Raw genomic sequence first — 22,892 nt, 5'->3', positions numbered from 1 at the left:
GCTATCTAATAATCTACTGCAAATCCACTGCAAACATCACATGTTCCTTCCCTATTCCCCTGATTTTAATATTTTGGTGGCCCGTCTCCTGGAAGCCAGCTTTACGTAACACTCGAATCGATCCGGCATTGTCGGGCAGTGCGCCTGCCTCCACTCGTTTTATTCCCGCTTCATTCATGGCAAAATCCAGTGCTAGCCGAAGGGCTTCACTCATGTATCCCTTGCCATTCTGCACTTGATCAAGCACATAACCAACAATCCATTTGGCTGTGGAATCCAGTTCAAGTTCGAACAGAGAAATCTCCCCAATGAGCTGATGCGTATTGTTCATGAAGATCCCGAAAGAGTAACGTTTCTCTTCTTCCCTGGCCTTGTTCCAACCTTCAAGAAGAGCGACCTGACCCTCCAATGTATAGAATGTCTCCAATCGTTCACTTGCCGATATTTCTTCGAAAACAGCCCGGTTACGGAACTGCAAATCCAGCAGTGATGCCGCGTCCTCCACGTTCAAAAATCGTAAATAGATGCGTTCCCCATGATTGCCCATCTGTATGTTCATCCTTGTCTCTGGTTGTAGTAGATTTCATTCATCAGAAATACGAGAGTTGCCTTTTATAAGCCATATCCCAGAACAGATATTCAAATTCAACACTTCTTCTGAATATGTCTTCAATGGCCTCTAGTTCCTGCTCTGTTTTATGTTCACATAATGCATCCAGTGTATCATAGAACCATTCGAATGAGTCGCGGAATTCATCACTTGCATAATTTTCGATCCAAGTCTGATAGAAATTGCCCTCTAATGAATCTCGATATTGTTCTTTTAATCTTGTGGCATAGTCGTAATACGTCCACGCACAAGGGAAAATGACGGCGATGATTTCGGCAACCCCACCTGTTTGTGCAACACTCATCATATTCGACGTATAGGCCTTGTTGTAAAGAGATGGTTTGACAGCATGATTTTCATCCAGCGTAATCCCAAATTCATTCATGTAATTTCGATGCAAATCCATTTCTTCGTATAGAATAGCGTGTTGAATCACCGTAAAGTTCGTCATCAGTTTTTCATCTGTCGCCTTCACCGCACCCATGGCAAAAATCTTCGCATATTCAATCAGATATGTATAGTCCTGAAGAAGATAAAACTTAAACGCTTCCTGATCCAGTGTGCCTTTCCCCATTTCGTGTAAAAAGGGATGGTTGTATCCATCTTCCCATACGGTTATGGACTTATCTTTTAACGTTCTTGAAAATGACATGATCATTTCTCCTTTTATTAAAATCATAATGTCCCAGCTTCAAATCAAGCTATCGCGTCCTGTCCAAAAGCAAACCAAAAAGCCCTTGTCCTATTTTCGGCAAGGGCAAAATAACATGAGTACATGTCATTTGCTCCCTACGTCAGTATTAACTAACAGGTTCAAAGGGTCAGGTTTTAACCTTCTCAACTGCGAACAGTCCCCCTGCAAATAGCTCAGGCTTATTACAACATGTGTTTTTCCAAATGTCAAACCATTCCTATTAATCTTCAAGTTCCCCTAAATCTTCTTGCAAGTTCTTAAGTCGGGTGCGGATGGTCTTAATCATACTTTGCACCTTGTTTAACTCATCCACCAATTTATGCTCATTCGAGATGTTCGTTGCAGAAGTTGAACGATACGCTGGAGATGTCCTTAACTGATCTAAATCCGATTCGTATGTCCGCCGCTCTTCCTCGGCTTTTGCCAATTCCTCCTCGGCGATGCCAATTTGGTGCTCCAGATAAATAATGTCTGATGAGTTGCCGTGAGTTAAGCGCTGTGAATACGTCATGGTTCACCTCATTTCTGATCATCCATTGCTTTTCCAAGATCATATGGCTGAATATCGATATCCAAATCTATACCAAGAGCCAACTTGGCCAGTTGACTTCCAATAAAAGGCCCCATCGTTAGACCGGACGCTCCAAGCCCGTTGGCTGTGATCAAGCCATTCCAACCAGGAACAGCACCCATAACCGGAAGAAAACCCGGTGTAAAAGGACGGAAGCCTACTCTTACTTCCAGAAACGTGCTATCAGCTAAACCGGGAGCTAGTTCCAATCCTTTATTCAAAATTTCCTGCATTCCGCCTGCGGTTACTCTTGTATCATATCCTTCAATATCATTTTCGTGAGTCGCCCCGATCACAATCTTCTGTTGATCAAAGGCTAACAGATATTGATCCGAAGGAGGTATGACCACAGGCCAGTTACCAGTGTCTTCTCGATCATGAACCTGCAAATGCATAATTTGCGCCTTCTGATAGTGAACCTTAAAATCAATGCCCAAGGGCTTCAACAGTTCATTAGCCCAAGCGCCGGCACACACAATAACCTCGTCAGCCGATATGACTTTACCGTCAACAACCACTCCAGTTACTCGGTCCGATTCATATTGAAGTGTCGCTTCCCCATCCATCAGGACCGCTCCATTTCGTTGTGCGGATCGGATTAAGGCATCACGCAGTGCACGTCCATCGATACGCGCAGCACCACTGATGTAGACTGACTGAACATTTTCCTCCAGAAGAGGAAAACGCTCATGGGTTTCTTTTGCATCCAGACGAGTAATATCAGCAATCTCCGGTGCATCTTCTTTACGAAGGTGTGCCCGCTCCTGCATCTTGTTGATTTTCTCCACATCCGTATGAATACTAAGAGCACCCACTTGAGCGTAACCTGTCTCTGTTTCCCCTTCGCTCTTGAGTTCTTCAATCAATCCGGGATAAAAACGTGCACCTGCCTTGGCGAGCTGATACCAATCCTGGTTGCGGCGCTGAGATAACCAGGGACAGATGATCCCGGCAGCAGCATCCGTAGCCTGCCCTCGATCTTTCCGGTCTATAATAAGAACTTCCGCACCCCGTTTTGCCAGTTGATACGCTGTGGAAGCCCCAAGAATTCCTGATCCTACGACGATGACTTTCTTCATGACTGCATCCCTTTCCTAAATCACTGTATCCATTATAGCGTATACTGTTTGGTCTGATAATGGCAAGGCACCGACATTATGATACATATTCCTAAAAGGTTTTCGATGAGAGGTTATCGAATTGAATAGACCGTTTAAATTAATGTTATTTATGTAATAAAATTCAAAACAAGTTTCTTTTAACTCTGTATCCGCGCCATTTACGCACACGACCTTTAACGAAATGAGGAATAACACAACGATGCCGAAACCTAGTATGGGGAATTCGCTGGATACCGATATGCCGCTTATGATTACAGGTCAAAACCAGCTGACCGTAGATGAATTAATGAATTGGAACGGCCACTCACGGGATTACAGCATTGTGCAGTGTATCGGGGGAACAGGGAAAATCGCAGCGAAAAATCATGAATTTTCAATTCGGGAAGGAACAGCTCTTATTATGTTCCCGGAGGTGACATACCGTTACGACAATCTGAGTGATTCATTGTTGTTCGATTGTTTGTCCTTTAATGGCTATTTATTGCCTCGCTTTCTGCATACCTTGCAGATCGGGGAGCTGCGCGCCTTCAAGCCGGACGGAATGCTTCATATCCTGTTGCATGAAATAACGTTGGCGCTACAGTCCCGGCACAAGGATCAGATCTGGCACGTATCCGCATTGCTGTACATGCTTCTGGTCAGGCTAACTATTGATGGAGATCGTTATGGTGCTTATGAACGCTCGGATGCCCGATTAAAGCTAGCCGGACTTGTTACTTTTATCAAGCAAAATTATGATCAGGATATCTCGCTCTCCATGCTTGCTCACCAAATGGACGTCACCGAACAGCATTTGAATCGGATATTCAAAAAGGAATTCCAACTGACTCCGCTTGAGTATCTGACACGATATCGGTTGTTAAAAGCCAAGGAAATGCTCGTCCATGACGCCGGAATAACTGCCCACGAGATTGCCCGGGCTGTCGGTTTCAACAGCGCCAGTTATTTTGGATCCGTATTCAAAAAATATGAAGGGATCTCCCCTATCGAGTTACGCAAGCAATACCAAAGTTAAAGGATTTCCATCGTGATCTCTGCCAGCGAGGTTAACCGCAGATCATACTTCGAGAATTCCAGATTACGCGTTACCTCGTTAGGCACAATGACACAGCGAATCCCCGCGGCTTTGGCTGCCTTCAGTCCATTCGGCGAGTCTTCGAACACAACCGCTTCGGATGCCCCGATCCCGAGACTCTCCAGGGCGAGCAGATACAATTCCGGGTCCGGTTTGACCCGCTTGACGTCCTCGGCTGTATGAATGACATCGAATAATTCGAAAATGCCGAGAGTACGTAAATAACCATGAACCCAATCCCGGGTAGAGCTGGAAGCAACGGCAAGTTGAATTCCCTTTTTACGGGCAGACTGGAGCAACTCATGCACGCCTGGAAGAATTGCTGCCTGTCCCAGGTAAGCTTCGTATTTCTGTTCAGAGAGCAACTTGATATGATCGTGATCGATCGGTTTTTGCAGCGCTTGCTCCAGGTATAGAAAAGGATGAAATTCTTCAAACGATGTTCCTACGTTTTTCGACCAAAGCTCCAGGCCAAGTTCAAGTCCATGCTCTTTATAAATATCGCGAAAAGCATAGAACCAGGGAGTCTCCGTGTCCACAATAAGTCCATCAAAATCCAAAATAAAGGCTTTTACCATTCCGCTTTTCTCCCTCCAATGATCAGCCGATTGGCAGGGAGATGGGCTTAAAAGCGTGCAGTCACGTCCGGACGGGTAACATTCATCGATAAAAAGTGACAAGTGCATCCCGTTCCGGCTGGTGACTGTCCAACAACTCCAGCCCGGATCTCCCCCTCTATCGGCATGCCGAAATATCGGATTAATTTCCACTCCACCCCATCGGGTGAATAAAAAAATGAAATGCAGTCCTCCACTTTGCGTATGCGCAGATAAGGATTCGTTACGGGAACTTCAACCGAATTGCAATCGTCGGATGAACCTTCCTTCGTCACCACCGACACAATAGTAGCTGCTTTTCCATCATACTCAAAACAAAGCTTGCACCAGTTTCGTTCATCCGCCATAACCATCAAACATCCGGAATCATATTGATTTTTCATGTCCACGGTTAGCTGGGTCGTCATTTCAAAATCGTTAGGCACGGGCATCGACAGAAATGGCGCAGTTGCACGGATGTGTTTACCCGCTGGGTCCCGGAAAAAGTCCGTATCGGCCTGAGCTTCTACAATCAGAACTCCTTGATCGGTATAAGACCAGCTCTTCGGCTCATTGATCCAATTCATTTGGTTTCTTGTTTCTGTTGCAAATACGTTTGTCATCTCTTTGCCTCCCAGGTTCATTTTCTGTATTATATATTCGTTCGATATACAGAAAACCCCTTCTCCTACATATTTTTGTAAGTACTGATCGCTTGGGAGTGTTTCTGGGGATCAGGGAGGAATAACATTATGACCATGAGTACGATGTAAAGTGCAAGAATGACACTGAACAACAGCACGGGATTATAGTGATACAGCAGCCCTGTAAGGTAACCTGATGGAATTGCTGTTAACGTCATGACGGTCTGCACAGCCGAGAACATATCCGCTTTTTCATGTGTACCCAATCGGTTCATAAGCAGTGAGTCCCGGTACGTTTGCAAGATGAAATTGCCTGCCGCCAGTACAATTAGAGTCAGAAATAACATGGCTATATTCCCCGCAGGGATCAACAGAAAAAGTATTGCACCCACTGTACTCAGAATGATCGAGGAACTGACATACTTTTCTTCTGAACGCCGTTTCATACGCGGGATAATGACCAAATACAAGAGCATGACGGTTACTGCGGTGATGACCGGGATAAATGAAATAATCTGATCATTGAATTTTAACTGTTCCTTAAAAAAAATCACCTGAAAAAAGTTCAGCTGCAGGATCAGATTGGAAAGCACCGTGATGAGAATAATCGGTAAAAGCCTCCGTTTGTAGAACGATTTGCCGAAAAGTCGCAGACTGGAAGCCAGACTCTGTATCACCCGTGTCTGGCTATGCATTCCCATAAGTTCCTTCCCTACTGCGGTCTCATCCGTATATCGGTTGCGAATGAAGAACATTACGGTCATGAGGATGCCACCGACAAAATAAATACTGGCTAGTGTTGGCACAATGCCAAAATCGGCAATCACTACCCCGGCGATCGGTGTCAGTACTCCAGCACCCGTAATGATCATGTTGAGAATGGCGAATACCTTGGATCGCTTGTGTTCTTCAACATCCTCAATAATTAGACAGTTGAAGGAAACCGTCACAAATTTGGAGGTTGCATTCAGCAGGTAAGCGATCAGAAACAACCAAAAATTCTGAGAAAAAGCCCAGATGAACATGGGAACACTCCAGGCAATCAAATCAAAAATCAGTGTTGTTCGCTTGCGACCAAGCTTATTCGTGATTGAACCCGCAAATAACTGAAATATAAAGGCAAAATAAAGATTCACCGAATTGATCAAACCAATTTCAATATCCGAAAGTCCGGCTTCCTTCATATATAAGGGAGCATAAAAAAGAACAATCGTGCCCGGAATGGCCCATACCGGTTCAAGTAAGATGGAGTACCGCGGATTTCTCGGCAAATCCTGTAGCAGCTTCAATCGATATCTCCCCCTTTACTGCGGTGTTTCACCGCTGCGAATTCCTGCTTTTCGCAGCGGCAAAACCACCAATTCTACATGCTTACAAGATCAGAGCTGTTTTAACCGAATTCATGGGCAACTTCTCTCCGGTACGCAGATGATACCCGATTGTCCCATTGAATGCCTGTTCATAATCACTCAGCAGTTCCGTAGAGGTAACCATTTGCTCCAGTTCCGAAATACTTTGTGCAAATTTCAATGCTGTACTGATCATCGAGTGATTAGCTACCGCACCAATGATACTGATGCCATCATTAATCACGGCAGTTGATTTGAACGTGACCTCATAGCTGTCGTCATAACCCATAGGAATGATCTTGCCGCCTTTGGCAATCATCTCAAATCCTACATGAAGCTGGTTACCAACCGCGTCCACTACAATATCAAACTTCTTGTTATTATTGATCTTGTATACTTTATCGAGCGTCAGTTCCTGAGGATAGAACACATGATCCGCGATCTCTGAAGCGAACTCTTTGCGGAATGGATCAACTTCCGTGCCTACAGTAAGCCTTGCCAATCGTTTGCTCACAAGCTGACATAGGGAACCTATTGCACCAGACCCGAGGACCAGTACAGAGTCACTAGGCTTAGTCCCTGCTTTCATGAACGTCTGAAGTACACATCCCAGTGGTTCGATCATCATGGCCGTTTCCCAGCTCATGGAATCCGGGATGGCATAGATATACTTTTCGTCCCCAACAAAATATTCAGCAAAGGTTCCGTGTGTCGTCATCCCTACTTGATAGTCATCAAAATTCTCGCAGTAGATGAACAATCCTTCGCGGCAATAGGAGCAGGTACCGCAAGATTGCGTGGGATCAACCAATACCCGATCACCTACCTTGAAACCGCGAACTTCGTCGCCAACCTCAATCACTGTACCTACACCTTCATGACCAATAATCGTTCCTTTATTCGCTGGCACTTTGCCTTTGACAATATTCAGGTCTGTACCGCAGATGCCTGAACCATAGATTTTAATTTTTACCTGGTTTGGCTTTTGTATGGTTGGCTCCTCAATATCCTGGTAAGTCACCTGTTTAAGATCCTGATATACGAGTGCTTTCATTGAATATTCCTCCTAGTCGATGTTCTTATTTGAATAAAATTTTAAACGTTTTCGTAAATCTCAATTCGAAAGGTGTTCCTGTTTCAGCATTTCTTTCCAGTCGGAAAGTGTCTGCAAGAGAGCTTCCTCCACCCACAACAATTCATCCCGGGTATGAGCATCTGAGAAAATAAAGTACCCTTTGGTAAAAATTCCGAAGTGGGCCATTCGTTTGACCATAAACTCTCGGAAAGGATCGGTATGAAAGTTTTCCTCCGAAATAGAGCTAATGGAGAAGCTCGCATAGGTACCCTTCAACACCAATTGATCGGTTAATCCAAGAAGTACGAGTTCAGCTTCAATCAAATCCATAATCCGAATAGTAGCCTCGCGCCAGCTAGGCCATACTTTAGCGCTTTTCATCAATCTCTCACATGCAATCGCTGCCGCGAGTGCAGTGGTCTCGCTGGAATGCGCGTTGCTGAATCTGACCTGACCTGATAACGACATCAGATGTTCCGGTCCCATCACGGCTGCGAGTGGCAGTCCATTCGCCATGCCTTTGGAAATACAAAGCAGATCCGGCCAGATGTCATACTCCCCAGCTGTAGCTTGCTTGCCCATTCGAATACCGGAGGTGACTTCATCAAATATGACAATGATATCCAATGACCGACATAGGGATACAACTTGCGCCAACGGGTCACGTTTCCATTCATTCGGACAAAGGACAATGCAGGCGATATCCTCGGGAGAGGATTGGATTTGGGCCTCGATACGCTCTGGTGAGGGCTTATCTATCCAGATTGTTGTGCGTTCGATATCCACGGGGATGCCTCGCTCTTTCGTTTCGCGGCCAAGTACCCATAGGCAGACCAGTCATGCCACCCGTGATAGGCCGTCGCGATGACCCTGCTTTTGCCACTTCCAGCACGAGCCAGACGTACGGCTCCACTGACGGCATCGGCGCCGCTTTTGGTGAATCGCAATGAGGGGTAGCGACCTTCAAACCGCTCCAAAATCAATTCAGCGCATTCAAGTTCAACATCAGCAGGAATAGAATAACTTGTCCCTTTTTTCAGCTGATGGATGACGGTTAATTGAACTTCGTGCCGTGCATGTCCCCATGGCGCCGTACCCATGGCCATCTCACAATCCAACCATTCATTTCCATCGATATCTATAAAACGGGAATTGCGTGCTTCTGCGCAGCATACGGGTGTATATCCCGGAAATAATCGTTCTGGTGCTTTGGCTAACGTACTGCATCCGCTCGGAATTACCTTTTCGACATGTTCCAACCACTCCAGATTCCGTGTAAACCTTACGGCACGATCCAGCGTGCTCTCTTTTGATTTCACCTTTGGTTCCTCCCTGTTTACTTGGTTTGTGAGTTAGCGAACTTTGGAGCCAGGCCAGCAGCCATCATATATACGATCCATGGTAATGACATTGCCATACAGATCAATAATCAGATCTTTGGCTCGATGAGCATGTCTCATCTCGATCCAGTAACGGTTTTCTAGCAAACGAGCGAAATTGTCCACCAGAAACAACAATCGGTTCTCGCTATGAATCAGCTCCTTGCCCAGAACCTGCGGCAGCCAGATGGCTCCATTAGAGTTAAAGCGGTTGGAATAGTCACGCACCTCAGCAACAGGCGCAATGTCAGCTTCCTCCAGCTTGGTCCAGAATGTATCTGCGTCGCTGCGCACTTCTGCAAGATCAATACCAACGATCGGCAAATGTTGATATTCACTCTGGCGATCAAGCTGTTCTTTCAGATGACCGAATACGAATGGCCAAACATCGGCCTCAATTTCCCCACCCCACTTTTTCCAGAAACGTGCCAGATTGTTTTTCCGGTTGAAGTTGCGATGAATGCCACTGCTCCGTTCCCAGTGATAGGCGAGAATATTCGGATTAATAACCGTTTCATATCCGGCTGCCCTTGCTCGCATCTGATAATCAAAATCCTCATAACCGTTAAAGAACTTCTCATCCAGTTCGCCTACCGTTTCATACACTTCCCTCTTCATACCAAACATGGCGAATACGACAAGCTGAACTGAAAATGTTTCCTTCGGAATGTCTTCAGGCGAGGCGTTCAGAAATAAGTGGCGGCCAATTGTATCGGCAAATGCAATACCACAATGCTGCACACCTCCCGTTTGCGGATAGAGCAGAACACCGCCAATCATACCGATCGTAATGTCGCTGTCCATCGTCTCTTTCATCATTGATTGCCAGTTCGGTTGAAGGATCGTATCGGAATCCAGGAAGAAAATATAATCTCCCTCTGCTCGCCGAAGTGCGCTATTGATTGATACAGCACAACCGAGTGGAAAATCATGCTGAAGTATTTCAATTGTTACACCTTCCCTTACCTCTTGCTTCAGTTTCTCCAGATGCTGTAAGACTGCAGAACCGGAACCATCGTTGATAAAAATGATTTGACTTGACGGGCTTACTGTCCGTAGCAATGAATCGGTGAACAGGTTCAGAATGTTATAGTCCTGGTTAACTGGCACAATAATGGTGTAAAGCATGGAATCCCTCCTGTTGGATATGACGGAATGAGTGCAAAAGCGAGTTGAAACGGTATCGCGTTCAGTGCAGATTATCGACCTCCTTGTCGCAAATTCACTGTCTTAATTTGGTAATGATTTGAATCTACTAGAAATTTATATCATTTTTTGTAAGTTTGAAATCTTAAATTCTGAACTCTGTTAAAATTTGAATATGTACTGAAAAGAAAATATGCGCCTTTCAAGTATCGCTGATAGCTCTCCACGCAAAAAAACACCTCCAAAGTGAGTCCGTATCCAATGACACGACCGACTCCACAATGGGGTGTTATATTGCATTATTATATGTTGTTATAAGGTAGTGGCTACTTATCTGGCCCTAAAGCCATGATAGAACGTATCCACAACCAGAGAAGCTGCTGATTTACGCGCAATATCACCACTTACAACCTGCTGCCACGTCAGAAACAAGATAGAATATAGCACATCTACAATCCAGTTTTTATTGACATCCTGACGAAAATAATTCTTTTGCTGCAACAAGCTGACCGCATGCAGTATAGGCTCTCTCAGCTTCAAATCTGCTCCCTCAATCTCAGGGTTATAGTGTATAGCTGCATCATGGGTAAGGAAGAATATTTTATCTCCTAACGGAATAAGCACTTCAATCAATTGCGGAATATATGTTTCACAGTTTTCCTCATCCAGCTGAATGTTTTGCATGGCCTCACTTACCACCTCAATCGCACGCAAGCCCAGATAAACCATTAATTGTTCGCGACTTTCCACGTAACGATGAAGAGTCGCAATGCCGATTTTTGCAGAGTCTGCGATATCATTCATGGATGCATTGGGCTTTTCAATCAGCAGTTTGGTTGCTTCGTCCAGAATCGAGTTAAGTCTTGTTTGCTTCATCGATGTCATTTCTTTTTTCAACGGGTTTACACCTCTTGCGGAGTTTATTCTATAAATTGATTCAATGATCCATCATTTGATTGGAATGTGACTTTAAAATTATAGCATAGTTGCTCACAATTCCGATGGCTGAACACGTAACAAGCATCACCTATTGATTGGTTATGTATTGCAAAGATATATGTAATGATTAAAAGCCGCCAAGCGGCGGCTCTTAGAATTTATATCTTTTATCTTTCCTTTTGCTTATAGCTCGATAATTCTCGTTGCAATATTTGCGCAAAATTCACTGTCATGCTCTACAAACAGAAGGGTCGGGGAGTACTCCAGCAGCAACTCTTCAATTTGCATGCGAGAAATGACATCTACAAAATTGAGAGGTTCATCCCAAACGTGCAAATGAGCTTTCTCACTCAGACTTTTGGCAATCAGAACCTTCTTTTTTTGGCCAGCGCTAAACGTCGAAATATCTTTCTCCAATTGAAGTCTGGAAAAATCAAGCTTTCTTAGTATGGATTTAAACAGGCTTTCATCGATTCCCTGCGTGACAGCATAATCCGATAAATGGCCTCCGAGATCAGACGTATCCTGTGACACATACGAGATCTTAACCTGATGATCCTTTCGAAAAAGGCCTGTATATGGGATATTCTCATCACAAATCAATTTAAGGATGCTTGATTTTCCAGATCCGTTTTTACCATAAAGCGCAATACGATCGCCTTTTTCAACTGTGAAACTGACGTCCTTACATACCGTATTGGAGTCGTATGCAATCGATACATGTTCCAATTCGACGAGTTCTTTCTTGTGAAAATCCAGTTGATGAATCTGGAGGCGTTCTGCATTTTCAATATTTTTGAGCAGTTTGGACTTTTCTTGGATGGCGGATTGCTGCCTCTGCTCGATATTTTTGGAACGTTTCATCATTTTGGCAGCCTTGTGTCCAATATAGCCTTTATCCACCTTTGAACCGGAATTTCTCGTACCATTTTTGGTTCTTTCCACTTCATGTGACCATCCGCCCGTCCGTTTGGCTGAGTCGGATAAACGCTTGATGTCCTTTATTAATTTCTCATTACTTGCAAGTTCAAACTGATCTTGCCTTTGTTTATTTTCCCACCAAGCTGAGAAGTTCCCTCTCTGAATCTCAATGTTATTTTTATTGATGGACAGGATGTGGTCTACGCTGTTATCCAGAAAGGATCGATCGTGGGATACCAAAATAAATCCACTTTTGCTGCGAAGATAATTACTGACGAGTTTTCTCGCATGAATGTCGAGATGATTGGTAGGCTCATCAATGAGCAAAAATCGATTATCCTTCAGGAACAAGGCAGCCAGCATCACCTTCGTTTGTTCTCCGTTTGATAAGGAATCGAAAGGTCGATACAAAATATTTTCCGAAACTTTTAACAGGTTAAGCTCTCGCACAAGCTGCCAGTGCAAATATTCAGGATAGACCTCTTCAATGACATCGAGGGTCATAGCTCCTTTATTCTCAACCTGAAAAGGAAAGTACTCAAAGCTAACATTCGCAGAAATAGTTCCGCTGTATTCATATTTACCAAGCAGAAGATTGAGGAATGTCGTTTTGCCTCTGCCGTTCCTTCCGGTGAAACCCAATTTCCAATCGGAGTCCAGCTGAAAACTCACATTTTCAAATATATTATCGTAACTGCCATCATAGGCAAAGGTTAGGTTGGTAACGTTGATTAAAGACATAAAGATCATCCTTTTTATGTGAAATATAAAAGTTAACCGACGGGATATTTACCACGACATGGTCCCTCACTTTATATTTGAACATAATCAGAATTTTAATCGCTCTTGAATGAATGACACCATTCCCCGTGTCACTGAGTTATTAGAATATCCTCAAATGAAAAAACGCAAAAAAGCCCCCATTCACCGGTGCTTTTTTGCGTAACTACATCAACCTGACTATACGATAAAATAAACCTGGCGCCTGAGAACTTAACGCCAAGATAATCTATGCATAGGAGGATAAAGTGCCGGATTCTGATTAGTTATGTTGTGAACCATGTCAGTGTTCATGTTCGTTGACAGGTTCACATAAACATCTACAACCTCTAATTCAGTCATCGCTCTATCCCCCTTTAAAAGCTCAATAATTTAATACCAGAAACTTAACATGGAATACAACCATGGGTCAAGGCGAGAAATCATGTCGATCCCTTTTAAACTCCACCTTCCACCCGACCCTCATGGATTTATAGTCACCATGCGCTGTATTTAATTTATTTCAATTATTAAACGGCCGCATACAGCGGTTTGTACACCGGATGCCACATGGCAGCTTTTACCGCCTCTTCAACGTCTTTCAGCTCTACACGCGCAACGCCATCTTCCACTGCCGCCTTGGCGACTGCCACTGCAACTTTGTACGAAACAGCATGCAGCTCTTTCACTCTTGGCAGAAGTGGAGCACCTGGTGCAGAGGAGTCTACCGAATTAGCTACGGCCACTGCAGCTGCGGTGAACATGTTTTTGGTGAACTTCGATGCTTTTGCAACAATCGCTCCCAGGCCCAAACCAGGGAACACAAAAGCATTATTGGATTGACCAATTTCATATAAAGTGTCATTAAACATGACAGATTCAAATGGACTGCCTGTTGCAATCAATGCTTTGCCATCCGTCCATTCAATCAGACTTCTTGGTGCTGCTTCGGCAAGCGAAGTCGGGTTGGACATTGGCATAATGATTGGACGTTCCACATGCTTCGCCATTTCTTTGATAACTTGTTCATTAAAGGCACCTGTCACACCAGAAGTGCCGATCAGAATCGTTGGTTTGATTTGTTTCACAGCTTCCAGCAAACTGACCTGTCCCTGCTCATTCAATGCCCAATCTTTCACTTCCGCAGCTTTACGCACATATGGTTTCTGGAATTCAAATAGACCTTCCGTCTCATCGGTAAGGATTCCGCGGTAATCGAAAGCCCAGAACCGGTTCTCCGCTTCCTCCCTCTCAAGCCCTTCTTCCATCATGGCGTCAAGAATCTGATCCGCGTTACCAATACCAGCGGCCCCTGGACCAAATACAAGGACACGATGCTCACGAAGAGGCACACCCGTCACTTGAACTCCGGACATGATTGCCGCAAGCGTTACCGCACCCGTTCCCTGAATATCATCATTAAACGTAAGCAGTTCTTCCCCATATTTCTGTATAATATTTCTGGCATTCACGCTGCCCAAGTCTTCCCAGTGAAGCAGGATATCCGGGAACCACTTTGTTGTTTCTTTCACAAAGGCTTCGATAAATTGATCATATTTTTCCCCGCGAATCCGTTCATGACGGTTGCCCACATACAATGGGTCATTCAGCAGTTTGGGATTATTGGTTCCGACGTCAAGCACGACAGGCAAAACGCGGCTTGGATCAACGCCTACGGCTGCTGTGTATACCGCGAGTTTACCAATCGCAATATTAATGCCGCCAACGCCCCAGTCTCCGATGCCCAGAATACTTTCCGAGTCGGTCACAACAATCAAATCTACATTTCCAGCGTGTAAACCACTGTTACGGAAGGCTTCCTCCAGCCCGTCCATATCATTAATGGATAAATATAAACCACCAGGTCTGTGATACTGATTGCTATATTCCTGAATAGCTTGGCCAACCGTAGGTGTATACACAATCGGCAGCATTTCACTAAGGTGATCCTTCATTAGACGGTAGAATAATACAATATTTCGGTTGAACAAATCACTAAGCATGATGCTTTTCCGCAAATTATCCGATTCATTCTGCAATTGCTGATATACTCGACTCACTTGTTCTTCAATATTTAAAACCATCGGTGGCAAGATGCCATTCAGGTTAAGCTCTCTTCTTTCTTCTTCGTTAAAGGCAGTACCCTTGTTCAACATGGGATTGGACAGAACATCCTTACCTTTCAAAGAGGTTTTTAAGTTTCCATTGGAATCTACAAAAAATGAGTTCATTTACTAATTGCCTTCTTTCATGATGTCTCTTGACGTTTTAACGCCTTTTTAATTTCTTTTTAACACTTAATAACTTTTGGTTAGTTATAGTTCTTCCGATGACAATTATAAAATATTTTCTATGGCATGTAAACGAACTCATGAAACTTTCATGAATGAAATTCAATTTCGTTTCGATAAATAAAATTTATCACTTTGTCATTTTTCAACAAATTCATTTTATAAACAGATTCTTTTGGAATACAAAAAAGCCACGAAACTTCGTGGCTCTACCACCTTTTATGTGGGCACAAGTATTGCTCATTCTTTTTGGTTGAGTGCTATTTGTACTCAGTACAAATAGCCTAAAAAATCGAGTTCTCCTTCACTCCATGACATGGTTCCGACTTCTCTAACCATCAACCCCTCGACCTTCTGAATTCCAACTCCAATTGTAGTTAAGGTCTCATGGTCAATTTTCAACCACTTACATGTGTTGTTAACCGTTTTGAATCCATTTTTGCTATATAAGTCCTCTTGATCAGCAAATAATAGCACAAAATCAATATGCCCTTTAGACAGCTTCTCCACTTCCGCTAGCAAAAAGGAACCGATTCCTTGAGAGCGATGTGTAATGGAAACACACAGATCAATGATCCCTAGGACTTTTATTGCATTTCCATTTAAATTCATTATTCTGTAATCTAATCCTACATGCCCAATCAGTTGATTATCTGAAGTGAATGCTAATATTCTGCAATGTGGAATTTGCTTGAAATACAATCGGTCTTTCGGAAAAACCTCTGGAAAACTGGCAACAAGCAATTCCTGAAGAAGCGTTGACCATTCTTCGTTCAAATCCATATCATAAGCTTTAATTAATTTCAAAAAATATCCCCCTTGATTAAATCGATTTCTGTTCTTTATTTCGTCTCTGCAACCTTACACACTTCTACGTATATCTTGATGATATACTCATCCGGATTATTTTCCGCAAAATAACTGAGCAGATCCATGGCATACACGTTTCCACAGATCTCAAATCCCTCACGTTCTATATACTCTTTGATGATTAGATACGTTTTGGGCATGCTTTCATATGATCCTCGATGATTCATGACAGCATACAATCCTTTGGGCTTGACTAGCATCGCTTCGCCAGGAATCGGTGCTTTTATTTGGTTGCAAAAGTAGTCCGGATAGAAGTGTCCCGTCTCAAAACTCTCCTGACAAACTACAGTCCATACCGGAAACTCATATTCGATCATTCGCTCTTCGCAATGGTTTCGATATTCGACAAACTTGCGGGAAAACTCCTTGTCTCCATCCCCCCGTTCCAGTTGAACGGCAATAAAATATTCTTTCTCGCATTCTTCAAAAGCCAGACCTTCATATGAAGCACTCATAGCTTGCCGTGTCATGACAATGGCACCATTCAAGAGCTTTTGCATACGTTTGATTCGGAGTTGTTCTAGCTCCAGTTCCTTCACTTTCTGTTCAAACAGCTCGATTAATAAAGGCGTATTTTGATTTTGAATAAAAGACTTAATTTCCTCGAGAGAGCTTCCCGCCTTCTTTAGCACATGGATTACATCAAGTACATAGGTTTGCTGAATACCGTAATAACGGTAACCGTTGGAATTCGTAAACTCCGGCTTTAACAGTCCAATCTCATCATAATGAAATAAAGTATGTTTAGTGACTCCGCAGATTTTTGCAAATTCACTGGTAGTAAATTGTTGTGTATGGTTTCCCGACATTGTACATGCCTCCGCTAGAATCTATGGTTCAAAAGTAAATTTGACTATAGGGTTACCCTATAGTTTATGGTTTGAAAATGCAAGTTATCTATATATATTGTTGGAGGGAAACATGTCAAAGTTAAAACGTTGGATGATTCTTGTTATTGTATCAAGTGCACTATTACTAATTGTGATGGACATGACCATCCTTTACACCGCTTTACCTAGCTTAACCCATGATTTAGGTGCGTCAGCCTCAGAAAAATTATGGATTCTGAACGGTTACTCCCTCGTCATGGCGGGGCTTCTGCCTGCAATGGGAACGCTTGGGGACCGTCTTGGTCATAAGATAATATTCACCCTGGGATTGCTCGTATTTTCTGTCGCTTCTCTTACTGCTGCCTTTTCTCCAGTACCGGCTGTACTGGTCATGAGTAGAATTCTTCTTGCAGTTGGCGCATCCATGATGATGCCAGCGACATTGTCGATCATCAGGGTTACCTTTACGAATGAACGAGAACTTGCACTCGCGATCGGCATTTGGGGCTCCATTGCATCAGGTGGTGCGGGACTGGGTCCGATTGTCGGCGGGATGCTTCTTCAACACTTCTGGTGGGGTTCTGTGTTTCTGATTAACCTCCCCATTGCCCTTCTCGCGTTTGTTTTCGCCTTAAAAATGATTCCTAAACATCAAGGTGATGCGTCGAAAAAGTGGGATTTCACCAGTTCCATTCAGATCATGATCGCCATGGTGGGAATCATCTATTCCATCAAGGAATTCACAAGACGCGAAGGATCTCTGACATTAGCCAGTATCGCTGCAATAATAGGTGTGCTGTCCCTTATCATCTTTATTCGCCGTCAAAATAACAGCACCAACCCGCTTTTGGATCTGTCCTTATTCAAAATCCCAAGATTCAGCACCGGCTTTATCACCGCACTGGTCGGTTTGTTTGCGCAAATGGGTGTGCAATATATGGTCACTCAACGCCTTCAACTTGTGGAGGGCATGTCACCGCTTCAAGCAGGACTTTTTACCTTATCTATACCCGTTGCAGCACTCATTGCTGGCCCTATTGTCGGTTCCATCATGCATCGTGTAGATGTCGTATATATCAAAAGTCTCTCTCTCTTGATCGCCGGTCTGGGCATAGGGATATATCTGATGCAATTCAATGCAGGGTTTACTGGACAGATCCTCGGTTTAGCACTGCTTGGCGCAGGTCTTGGCGCAGGGATGACCGCAGCATCCCATTCTATTATGAGTTACGCACCTCCGCACAAAGCAGGTATGGCAGCATCGATTGAGGAAGTGGGTTATGAGCTGGGTGGAGCATCAGGTATTGCCATCATTGGGAGCATGTCTACTCTTGTATACACGCTTGCTATGAGGATTCCTGAGGGGATTAATGTGCCAGCTAATGTGAAGGACAGTCTAGATGAAGCTCTTCTCGCTGCCGAAAGTTTACCTACTGAGTCTGCGGAGTCACTCAAACTTGCCGCCTTTGCTGCTTTTGACCAATCCTTCTTTGTGGTCATTGCAGGATTAACTTTATTTTTACTCGTTGCTGCTCTGATCATGAGCTGGGTAGCCTTGCGTTTAAAACGCTCAAAAAGAAACGGTGTTGAAACATAATGCAATGCAATTCATTTCATGAAATGAAGCGAGGTATATACGATCATGTGGTTTCCAATAATAAATGGAATTATTATTTTAATCGGTATGTATGCTATTTATCTGATCGTTAGAAATTTGTCAAAATAAGAGGATTGATTACTCGCCTAAGGAATATAGGCATCCTCTACCTCAACTTTTCGTTCATTTCCGTTTGCTATGTATCTTACGTGAATGACATTTCCTTTCTGGAATTGGGGAATATGTGTAACCGGGATATATGTCTCTACAATCGTCGGAAAGGTACGGCCGTCAACTTGGGTAACGGTCAAATCCAGTCGTATTCCCGGCCTTCCATCCATACTGGATGAAGTTTGTGTAATGTCATGAATAATCGCCTCTGCGGGAATTCCCTCCATTAAAATGCTTTTTCGAAGGTGCTGTTTCTGTTTATTGTTATGGAGCAGTTTAAATATCATAATCATAGTGATTGTGCCTGTTATCAGCCCAAAGCCAATAACAGCAACAATAGCAATTAATGTAGTCGACATAATGGCCTCCTTTTATTGAAACTTATGTTTACTATTTCTTGTTTATATCTCTTATTCCTGCAAATTTGCTTGATCTGGAACACCTCCATATCAAAAAAACCGCCTTATAGGCGGTTTCTTGTTTCTGAATGAAGTTCTTGCGTTCTATAATACTGGCATGAACTCTAACCGTATATGTTGAACTCAATCTACTTTCGCACCATAAGAGCGTACAAACAATATCGCTTGTTCGCGATCCAAACGTACGCCTTTAATATCCAATGATTTCAGATCGATTCCTTCCAGGTTAGCGCCTCTAAGATCGGCCCCTTGCAGCTTGGCTCTACTTAAAACTGCTCTTGTGAGATCACAGTCTCTCAGATCCGCTTTGGTAAAATCTGTGTCCGTAAAGTCGGCTTCAAAGAAACGAATTCCTCGCAAATCCTGTTTCCCTAATCGGGTATGTCTCAGATTCGTATAAGACCAATCGCCTTGACTTAGTGTAATACCATCCATTTGCGCACCGGAAAAGTCCGACCCCGTCATCTTGCAGGAGGTGAATTTGGAAGCGAAAAGATTAGCACCACCAAATAAGCAGTTTTCAAAAGCCGACTCTCTATGGATGGAGCCATTCATGGAAGCACCTTTAAAGTCACACTCGATAAAACGGCAGTTGCTTGTCTCGATTTCTTCCATCGAAGCGTTCATAAAGGTACACTGTTTGAAAACACAGCTGATTAGTTCTCCATACCGCAAGTCACGTCCTTCAAAATGTACACCTTCATATTCCTGATCCTTATATTGAAACATCACGTACACCCCATCTTGTATGATTATCATGTTTTCCCCATTAAAGAGCTTTTTATAATATACCATACGGCTGTCAAGTACCTGCTTAAACGTCTGCAAAAGTCAAGTCACTTTTTTCTGAAAAACATAGCTACTTCTAATAAAAAAACCGCGAAAATCGCGGCTTTTTGGCTCCATAAATGTGTTTAGCTAGTACTTCAATCAGGTTCTCTCTATAATTCCTTATCTGCATATGATCTAAAATTTTCCGTAATCGCTAACCTTTTGCTTCCTTCCAGGTAAAAGTGATCATCTGCTCTCCAGGTATGACTTTTTTTATTTTGTCTTCGGTGATATACATAGTTAAAAGGTGATGTAGCATACGTTTTGAAACCTTTTTTTCTGCATTGTCTTAGAAAGGTTACATCTTCTCCAATGGAACGATCCGTGAATCGGACCTTCTTTAATATCTCCCTTTTGAACAGAAGTGTGCCACCTTGTATAAATTCCACATGTTTATTCTTTTCTTTGGGTGATCTGACCAGCAGCGTTTTTGAGGCACCCAAGTAAACCAGACACGAATGTTTGCCCACGATATCGCTTTTCGTTCGTCTTAGTCCATTCACTTGTTCTTTCAAATAAAAAGGCGAGTAGTAGTCATCATCATCAAATTTGGCGATCAACGGGAATCGGGCTCGGGTAATCCCAGCATTCAGGCTTTGTCCGAGCGATATGCTTTCTGGTACTTGATAGACGCTAACATTCGCATGTTTTCGAACGCGATTTTGATATAATTGCAGATTCATGCTGTCATGATTCAAAATGATGATTAGCTCTTTTGCCTTATAGCGCTGTCGATAATAATTTTGCAGGATGTTGTCAAAGAATTGTGGCCGATTGGTACATACAATGATGGAAACACCGTTTCCCGCTTTCTTTGTGATCATGACATCCCCTCTTTCCTGCTCATACATATTTTTTCATCATACGTTCAGAAGTAGAGAATGGTATAGACGAATCGATAGCGTATAAAAGACCAAAAAAACCTTTATCCTCATCAGGAGGATAAAGGTTTCTGAAATTCATACTAGGCTTGATTGGATTCGTTCATATATACTGCTTTACCTGTACGAGCGGATTCATAGAGTGCCTCCAGTATTTGCGAAACAACCAGAGCCTGTTTAGGCGTTACGACCGGTTCCAGATCCTTATCGATTGCTTCAATCCACTTTCTCATCTCTACATCCGGTGCACTTTCACTCTTTCCATCGTAGAAAGCGACCCCGCCTGCACTCAGTTCAATTTCGTTGGTGTACAAACGGCTGAATTTCTCGCCATTGATGCGTAGGCCATTCTTCATATCTGCGCCCGCTTCGCTTCCGCTCAAGCTGCATTTTGCTTCATCCACATCCAGTGAATTCAATGCCCAGCTGGATTCCAGCATGATCGTCGCGCCATTCTCCATTACAATCATACCGAAAGCGGAATCTTCAACCGAGAATTTTTTCGGGTCCCATGGGCCCCATGCATTCGCAGCATTTTCTCTTTGTGAAAGCTCGTGATGAGTTGTGCCCAGAACAACTTTTGGTTGATAGTTATCCATCATCCACAGTGTCAGGTCAAGTGCGTGTGTACCGATGTCAATCAACGGTCCGCCGCCTTGTTTCTCCTCATCAAGGAAAACACCCCAAGTAGGTACCGCTCTTCTTCTGATTGCATGTGCTTTGGCAAAGTAAATCGAACCCAGTTCGCCAGCTTCACACATCTGCTTCAGGTACAAGCTGTCTTCTCTGAAACGGTTATTGTATCCGATAGTCAGTTTTTTACCCGTACGCTCGGCTGCTTCGAGCATTTTTTGCGCTTCAGCAGATGTCTTGGCCATCGGTTTTTCACACATTACGTGTTTTCCGGCTTCCAGCGCGGCAATAGAAATCTCAGCATGGGAGATATTTGGAGTAAGAACATGAACAATATCAATCGTTTCATCCTGAAGTAATTCTTGATAATCCGTGTATACCTGTGCTTCGGAACTACCATACTTTTCTTTGGCTTCGTCTGCACGTTCCTGAACGATATCACAAAAAGCAACCAGTTCCACATTATCAAGCTTGCTCAGACTTGGCAGATGCTTGCCATTTGCAATCCCGCCACAGCCAATAATCCCTACACGATACGTTTTACTCATATCCAATCACCCTCACTTTTGGTTTGGTTGTTTCATTTTACGGAAAGCCGATGGGGTCATCCCCAGACGCTTGCGAAAAACAGCATGCAAATAATTTGCATTGGTAAACCCTGAAGCCAGGGCAATTTGTTCGATGGAAACATGACTTTCTTCCAGATTGCGGCAAACCGCGCGTAGGCGAATGTCCTCCAACACACGGCTGAAAGGCATTTCCGGCTGAACCTGATAAAAGATTCGTTGCAGTTGTCTGCTGCTAATATGTAGCTTTTCCGCTACATTCTCCAGCGTTACTGCTGAGGGATGATTAGCCTCCATATACTGAATGGCATAATCGTACCTGTACACAGACATGTCTCGCACAGGAGCCTCCGCCCGATTCCCCCCGATATCGTAGGCTCGGACGGTCTTCAGCAGAATACTGATCACCTGCTGCTTAATGGACGTGTAATATCCGATCAGTTTACGGTCACAAGCCTCATAAGCTTCCAAGAAACAGTTCATGGCGCGATGATAATCATGTACCGGAGCAAGAGGAAGCGTTCTAAGCTTTTCGATCGTTTCCTCTGATTCTGCTGCCTCCCAAGGATCTACACCCTCTCTGGGATGTTCAATGATATCCACATGCAGACATAATTCATCCATGGCCTCCTGGGAATCCGCCTCCTGATAATGAACAAGGCCCGGACCCGTTAAATACAGCATGCCTTCAGAGAGCGGATGCATCTCATCCCCCAGAATGACTTTTCCTTTCCCTCTCGGGATGAAATGTAACTCGAATTCCGCATGGTTATGAAAATCAACGATTCTGCCTGCCGGAAAAGAAGTCAGATGAAATCGCAGAACCCGTATCTCGTAGTGCCCCCACAGGATCGAGACATCCAGTCTTTCCAGGATATCCTGTCGTTCAAGCATTTTCTCAAAAGGATATCGGCTCAATGCGGC

At 43.7% G+C, this 22,892-nt stretch carries 23 protein-coding genes and 1 riboswitch; of the genes, 2 read left to right on the top strand and 21 right to left on the bottom strand.

The annotated features are described in order from the left end of the window. Nucleotides 1–13 precede the first annotated feature (13 nt). The 4 genes from AC3ITG_RS14535 to AC3ITG_RS14520 form a co-directional block, all read right to left on the bottom strand. On the bottom strand, nucleotides 14–547 hold the full coding sequence (locus AC3ITG_RS14535) for a GNAT family N-acetyltransferase (RefSeq protein ID WP_489254149.1): 534 nt from the start codon (nucleotides 545–547) through the stop codon (nucleotides 14–16). A gap of 43 nt (nucleotides 548–590) precedes the next feature. After that, a complete protein-coding gene (gene tenA, locus AC3ITG_RS14530; RefSeq protein WP_413378386.1) occupies nucleotides 591–1,262 on the bottom strand; it encodes a thiaminase II in 672 nt (223 codons plus the stop codon). A 117-nt stretch (nucleotides 1,263–1,379) separates the two neighbouring features. After that, a riboswitch (TPP riboswitch) is annotated at nucleotides 1,380–1,478 on the bottom strand. A gap of 46 nt (nucleotides 1,479–1,524) precedes the next feature. Beyond that, the gene (locus tag AC3ITG_RS14525) at nucleotides 1,525–1,815 is read right to left on the bottom strand and encodes a hypothetical protein (RefSeq protein ID WP_413378384.1); all 291 of its coding nucleotides are present in this window, start codon (nucleotides 1,813–1,815) and stop codon (nucleotides 1,525–1,527) included. An 8-nt stretch (nucleotides 1,816–1,823) separates the two neighbouring features. After that, nucleotides 1,824–2,954, bottom strand: coding sequence for an NAD(P)/FAD-dependent oxidoreductase (locus AC3ITG_RS14520; protein WP_489254148.1), 1,131 nt, complete (start codon nucleotides 2,952–2,954; stop codon nucleotides 1,824–1,826). Nucleotides 2,955–3,195: 241 nt separating this feature from the next. On the opposite strand from AC3ITG_RS14520, the gene AC3ITG_RS14515 reads away from it, so the two are divergent. Next, nucleotides 3,196–4,011, top strand: a complete 816-nt coding sequence (locus AC3ITG_RS14515) for an AraC family transcriptional regulator (RefSeq protein WP_489254147.1) — start codon at nucleotides 3,196–3,198, stop codon at nucleotides 4,009–4,011. On the opposite strand, the gene AC3ITG_RS14510 is transcribed toward AC3ITG_RS14515, so the two are convergent. The 12 genes from AC3ITG_RS14510 to AC3ITG_RS14455 all read right to left on the bottom strand — a co-directional run bounded on the left by AC3ITG_RS14510 (nucleotide 4,008) and on the right by AC3ITG_RS14455 (nucleotide 16,849). After that, nucleotides 4,008–4,649: an HAD family hydrolase gene (locus AC3ITG_RS14510; protein WP_175382711.1), complete on the bottom strand. Its 642-nt coding sequence runs from the start codon at nucleotides 4,647–4,649 to the stop codon at nucleotides 4,008–4,010. The two genes, AC3ITG_RS14515 and AC3ITG_RS14510, sit on opposite strands and share 4 nt — an antisense overlap. A gap of 47 nt (nucleotides 4,650–4,696) precedes the next feature. Then, nucleotides 4,697–5,290, bottom strand: a complete 594-nt coding sequence (locus AC3ITG_RS14505) for a DUF1349 domain-containing protein (protein ID WP_413378378.1) — start codon at nucleotides 5,288–5,290, stop codon at nucleotides 4,697–4,699. A 65-nt stretch (nucleotides 5,291–5,355) separates the two neighbouring features. After that, complete coding sequence (locus AC3ITG_RS14500) at nucleotides 5,356–6,600, bottom strand: MFS transporter (protein ID WP_489254146.1); 1,245 nt, start codon at nucleotides 6,598–6,600, stop codon at nucleotides 5,356–5,358. A gap of 82 nt (nucleotides 6,601–6,682) precedes the next feature. Then, nucleotides 6,683–7,714: a zinc-dependent alcohol dehydrogenase gene (locus tag AC3ITG_RS14495; protein WP_489254145.1), complete on the bottom strand. Its 1,032-nt coding sequence runs from the start codon at nucleotides 7,712–7,714 to the stop codon at nucleotides 6,683–6,685. A gap of 60 nt (nucleotides 7,715–7,774) precedes the next feature. Beyond that, a complete protein-coding gene (locus AC3ITG_RS14490; RefSeq protein ID WP_489254144.1) occupies nucleotides 7,775–8,521 on the bottom strand; it encodes an aminotransferase class III-fold pyridoxal phosphate-dependent enzyme in 747 nt (248 codons plus the stop codon). Further along, entirely contained in the window at nucleotides 8,491–9,054 is a 564-nt protein-coding gene (locus AC3ITG_RS14485) for an aminotransferase class III-fold pyridoxal phosphate-dependent enzyme (protein ID WP_489254143.1), read from the bottom strand. Before AC3ITG_RS14485 ends, AC3ITG_RS14490 begins: the two co-directional genes overlap by 31 nt. 33 nt (nucleotides 9,055–9,087) lie before the next feature. Next, nucleotides 9,088–10,242, bottom strand: a complete 1,155-nt coding sequence (locus AC3ITG_RS14480) for a glycosyltransferase family 2 protein (RefSeq protein WP_489254142.1) — start codon at nucleotides 10,240–10,242, stop codon at nucleotides 9,088–9,090. Between the two features lie 348 nt (nucleotides 10,243–10,590). Then, nucleotides 10,591–11,157, bottom strand: a complete 567-nt coding sequence (locus tag AC3ITG_RS14475; protein ID WP_063565199.1) for a TetR/AcrR family transcriptional regulator — start codon at nucleotides 11,155–11,157, stop codon at nucleotides 10,591–10,593. 225 nt (nucleotides 11,158–11,382) lie between these two features. After that, entirely contained in the window at nucleotides 11,383–12,861 is a 1,479-nt protein-coding gene (locus AC3ITG_RS14470; RefSeq protein WP_489254141.1) for an Lsa family ABC-F type ribosomal protection protein, read from the bottom strand. A gap of 548 nt (nucleotides 12,862–13,409) precedes the next feature. Then, the gene (locus tag AC3ITG_RS14465; RefSeq protein WP_413378367.1) at nucleotides 13,410–15,110 is read right to left on the bottom strand and encodes an NAD-dependent malic enzyme; all 1,701 of its coding nucleotides are present in this window, start codon (nucleotides 15,108–15,110) and stop codon (nucleotides 13,410–13,412) included. Nucleotides 15,111–15,440: 330 nt separating this feature from the next. Beyond that, the gene (locus AC3ITG_RS14460) at nucleotides 15,441–15,977 is read right to left on the bottom strand and encodes a GNAT family N-acetyltransferase (RefSeq protein WP_489254140.1); all 537 of its coding nucleotides are present in this window, start codon (nucleotides 15,975–15,977) and stop codon (nucleotides 15,441–15,443) included. Nucleotides 15,978–16,012: 35 nt separating this feature from the next. Next, a complete protein-coding gene (locus AC3ITG_RS14455) occupies nucleotides 16,013–16,849 on the bottom strand; it encodes a MerR family transcriptional regulator (protein ID WP_489254139.1) in 837 nt (278 codons plus the stop codon). Nucleotides 16,850–16,961: 112 nt separating this feature from the next. On the opposite strand from AC3ITG_RS14455, the gene AC3ITG_RS14450 reads away from it, so the two are divergent. Beyond that, entirely contained in the window at nucleotides 16,962–18,467 is a 1,506-nt protein-coding gene (locus AC3ITG_RS14450) for an MFS transporter (RefSeq protein WP_489254138.1), read from the top strand. Between the two features lie 146 nt (nucleotides 18,468–18,613). Here AC3ITG_RS14450 and AC3ITG_RS14445 read toward each other — a convergent pair whose 3' ends face one another. The 5 genes from AC3ITG_RS14445 to AC3ITG_RS14425 all read right to left on the bottom strand — a co-directional run bounded on the left by AC3ITG_RS14445 (nucleotide 18,614) and on the right by AC3ITG_RS14425 (nucleotide 22,886). After that, nucleotides 18,614–18,997 (bottom strand): hypothetical protein, encoded by a 384-nt coding sequence (locus AC3ITG_RS14445; RefSeq protein ID WP_489254137.1) that lies wholly within the window; start codon nucleotides 18,995–18,997, stop codon nucleotides 18,614–18,616. A 183-nt stretch (nucleotides 18,998–19,180) separates the two neighbouring features. Beyond that, nucleotides 19,181–19,786 carry a pentapeptide repeat-containing protein gene (locus AC3ITG_RS14440; RefSeq protein WP_489254465.1) on the bottom strand — a complete coding sequence of 202 codons (606 nt, stop codon included), beginning with the start codon at nucleotides 19,784–19,786 and terminating at the stop codon, nucleotides 19,181–19,183. 212 nt (nucleotides 19,787–19,998) lie between these two features. Then, the gene (locus tag AC3ITG_RS14435) at nucleotides 19,999–20,712 is read right to left on the bottom strand and encodes a glycosyltransferase family 2 protein (protein ID WP_489254136.1); all 714 of its coding nucleotides are present in this window, start codon (nucleotides 20,710–20,712) and stop codon (nucleotides 19,999–20,001) included. 140 nt (nucleotides 20,713–20,852) lie between these two features. Beyond that, nucleotides 20,853–21,950, bottom strand: coding sequence for a Gfo/Idh/MocA family protein (locus AC3ITG_RS14430; RefSeq protein ID WP_489254135.1), 1,098 nt, complete (start codon nucleotides 21,948–21,950; stop codon nucleotides 20,853–20,855). A 12-nt stretch (nucleotides 21,951–21,962) separates the two neighbouring features. Further along, the gene (locus tag AC3ITG_RS14425) at nucleotides 21,963–22,886 is read right to left on the bottom strand and encodes an AraC family transcriptional regulator (RefSeq protein WP_024634223.1); all 924 of its coding nucleotides are present in this window, start codon (nucleotides 22,884–22,886) and stop codon (nucleotides 21,963–21,965) included. Between the last annotated feature and the right edge of the window lie 6 nt (nucleotides 22,887–22,892).

It is taken from the genome of Paenibacillus sp. GL_099_B (assembly GCF_057835695.1).
Note: the sequence above shows the minus strand (reverse complement) of the source record. Positions and strands in the feature narration are given on the sequence as shown.

Excerpts from the sequence above, each read along its gene's own strand:
- AC3ITG_RS14495 (WP_489254145.1), bottom strand. The coding sequence starts at position 7,714 with ATGAAAGCACTCGTATATCAGGATCTTAAACAGGTGACTTACCAGGAT.
- AC3ITG_RS14525 (WP_413378384.1), bottom strand. The coding sequence starts at position 1,815 with ATGACGTATTCACAGCGCTTAACTCACGGCAACTCATCAGACATTATT.
- AC3ITG_RS14435 (WP_489254136.1), bottom strand. The coding sequence starts at position 20,712 with ATGATCACAAAGAAAGCGGGAAACGGTGTTTCCATCATTGTATGTACC.
- AC3ITG_RS14470 (WP_489254141.1), bottom strand. The coding sequence starts at position 12,861 with ATGTCTTTAATCAACGTTACCAACCTAACCTTTGCCTATGATGGCAGT.
- AC3ITG_RS14520 (WP_489254148.1), bottom strand. The coding sequence starts at position 2,954 with ATGAAGAAAGTCATCGTCGTAGGATCAGGAATTCTTGGGGCTTCCACA.
- AC3ITG_RS14455 (WP_489254139.1), bottom strand. The coding sequence starts at position 16,849 with ATGTCGGGAAACCATACACAACAATTTACTACCAGTGAATTTGCAAAA.
- AC3ITG_RS14515 (WP_489254147.1), top strand. The coding sequence starts at position 3,196 with ATGCCGAAACCTAGTATGGGGAATTCGCTGGATACCGATATGCCGCTT.
- AC3ITG_RS14445 (WP_489254137.1), bottom strand. The coding sequence starts at position 18,997 with ATGTCGACTACATTAATTGCTATTGTTGCTGTTATTGGCTTTGGGCTG.
- AC3ITG_RS14510 (WP_175382711.1), bottom strand. The coding sequence starts at position 4,649 with ATGGTAAAAGCCTTTATTTTGGATTTTGATGGACTTATTGTGGACACG.
- AC3ITG_RS14480 (WP_489254142.1), bottom strand. The coding sequence starts at position 10,242 with ATGCTTTACACCATTATTGTGCCAGTTAACCAGGACTATAACATTCTG.
- AC3ITG_RS14430 (WP_489254135.1), bottom strand. The coding sequence starts at position 21,950 with ATGAGTAAAACGTATCGTGTAGGGATTATTGGCTGTGGCGGGATTGCA.
- AC3ITG_RS14535 (WP_489254149.1), bottom strand. The coding sequence starts at position 547 with ATGGGCAATCATGGGGAACGCATCTATTTACGATTTTTGAACGTGGAG.
- AC3ITG_RS14465 (WP_413378367.1), bottom strand. The coding sequence starts at position 15,110 with ATGAACTCATTTTTTGTAGATTCCAATGGAAACTTAAAAACCTCTTTG.
- AC3ITG_RS14440 (WP_489254465.1), bottom strand. The coding sequence starts at position 19,786 with ATGTTTCAATATAAGGATCAGGAATATGAAGGTGTACATTTTGAAGGA.
- tenA (WP_413378386.1), bottom strand. The coding sequence starts at position 1,262 with ATGTCATTTTCAAGAACGTTAAAAGATAAGTCCATAACCGTATGGGAA.
- AC3ITG_RS14505 (WP_413378378.1), bottom strand. The coding sequence starts at position 5,290 with ATGACAAACGTATTTGCAACAGAAACAAGAAACCAAATGAATTGGATC.
- AC3ITG_RS14450 (WP_489254138.1), top strand. The coding sequence starts at position 16,962 with ATGTCAAAGTTAAAACGTTGGATGATTCTTGTTATTGTATCAAGTGCA.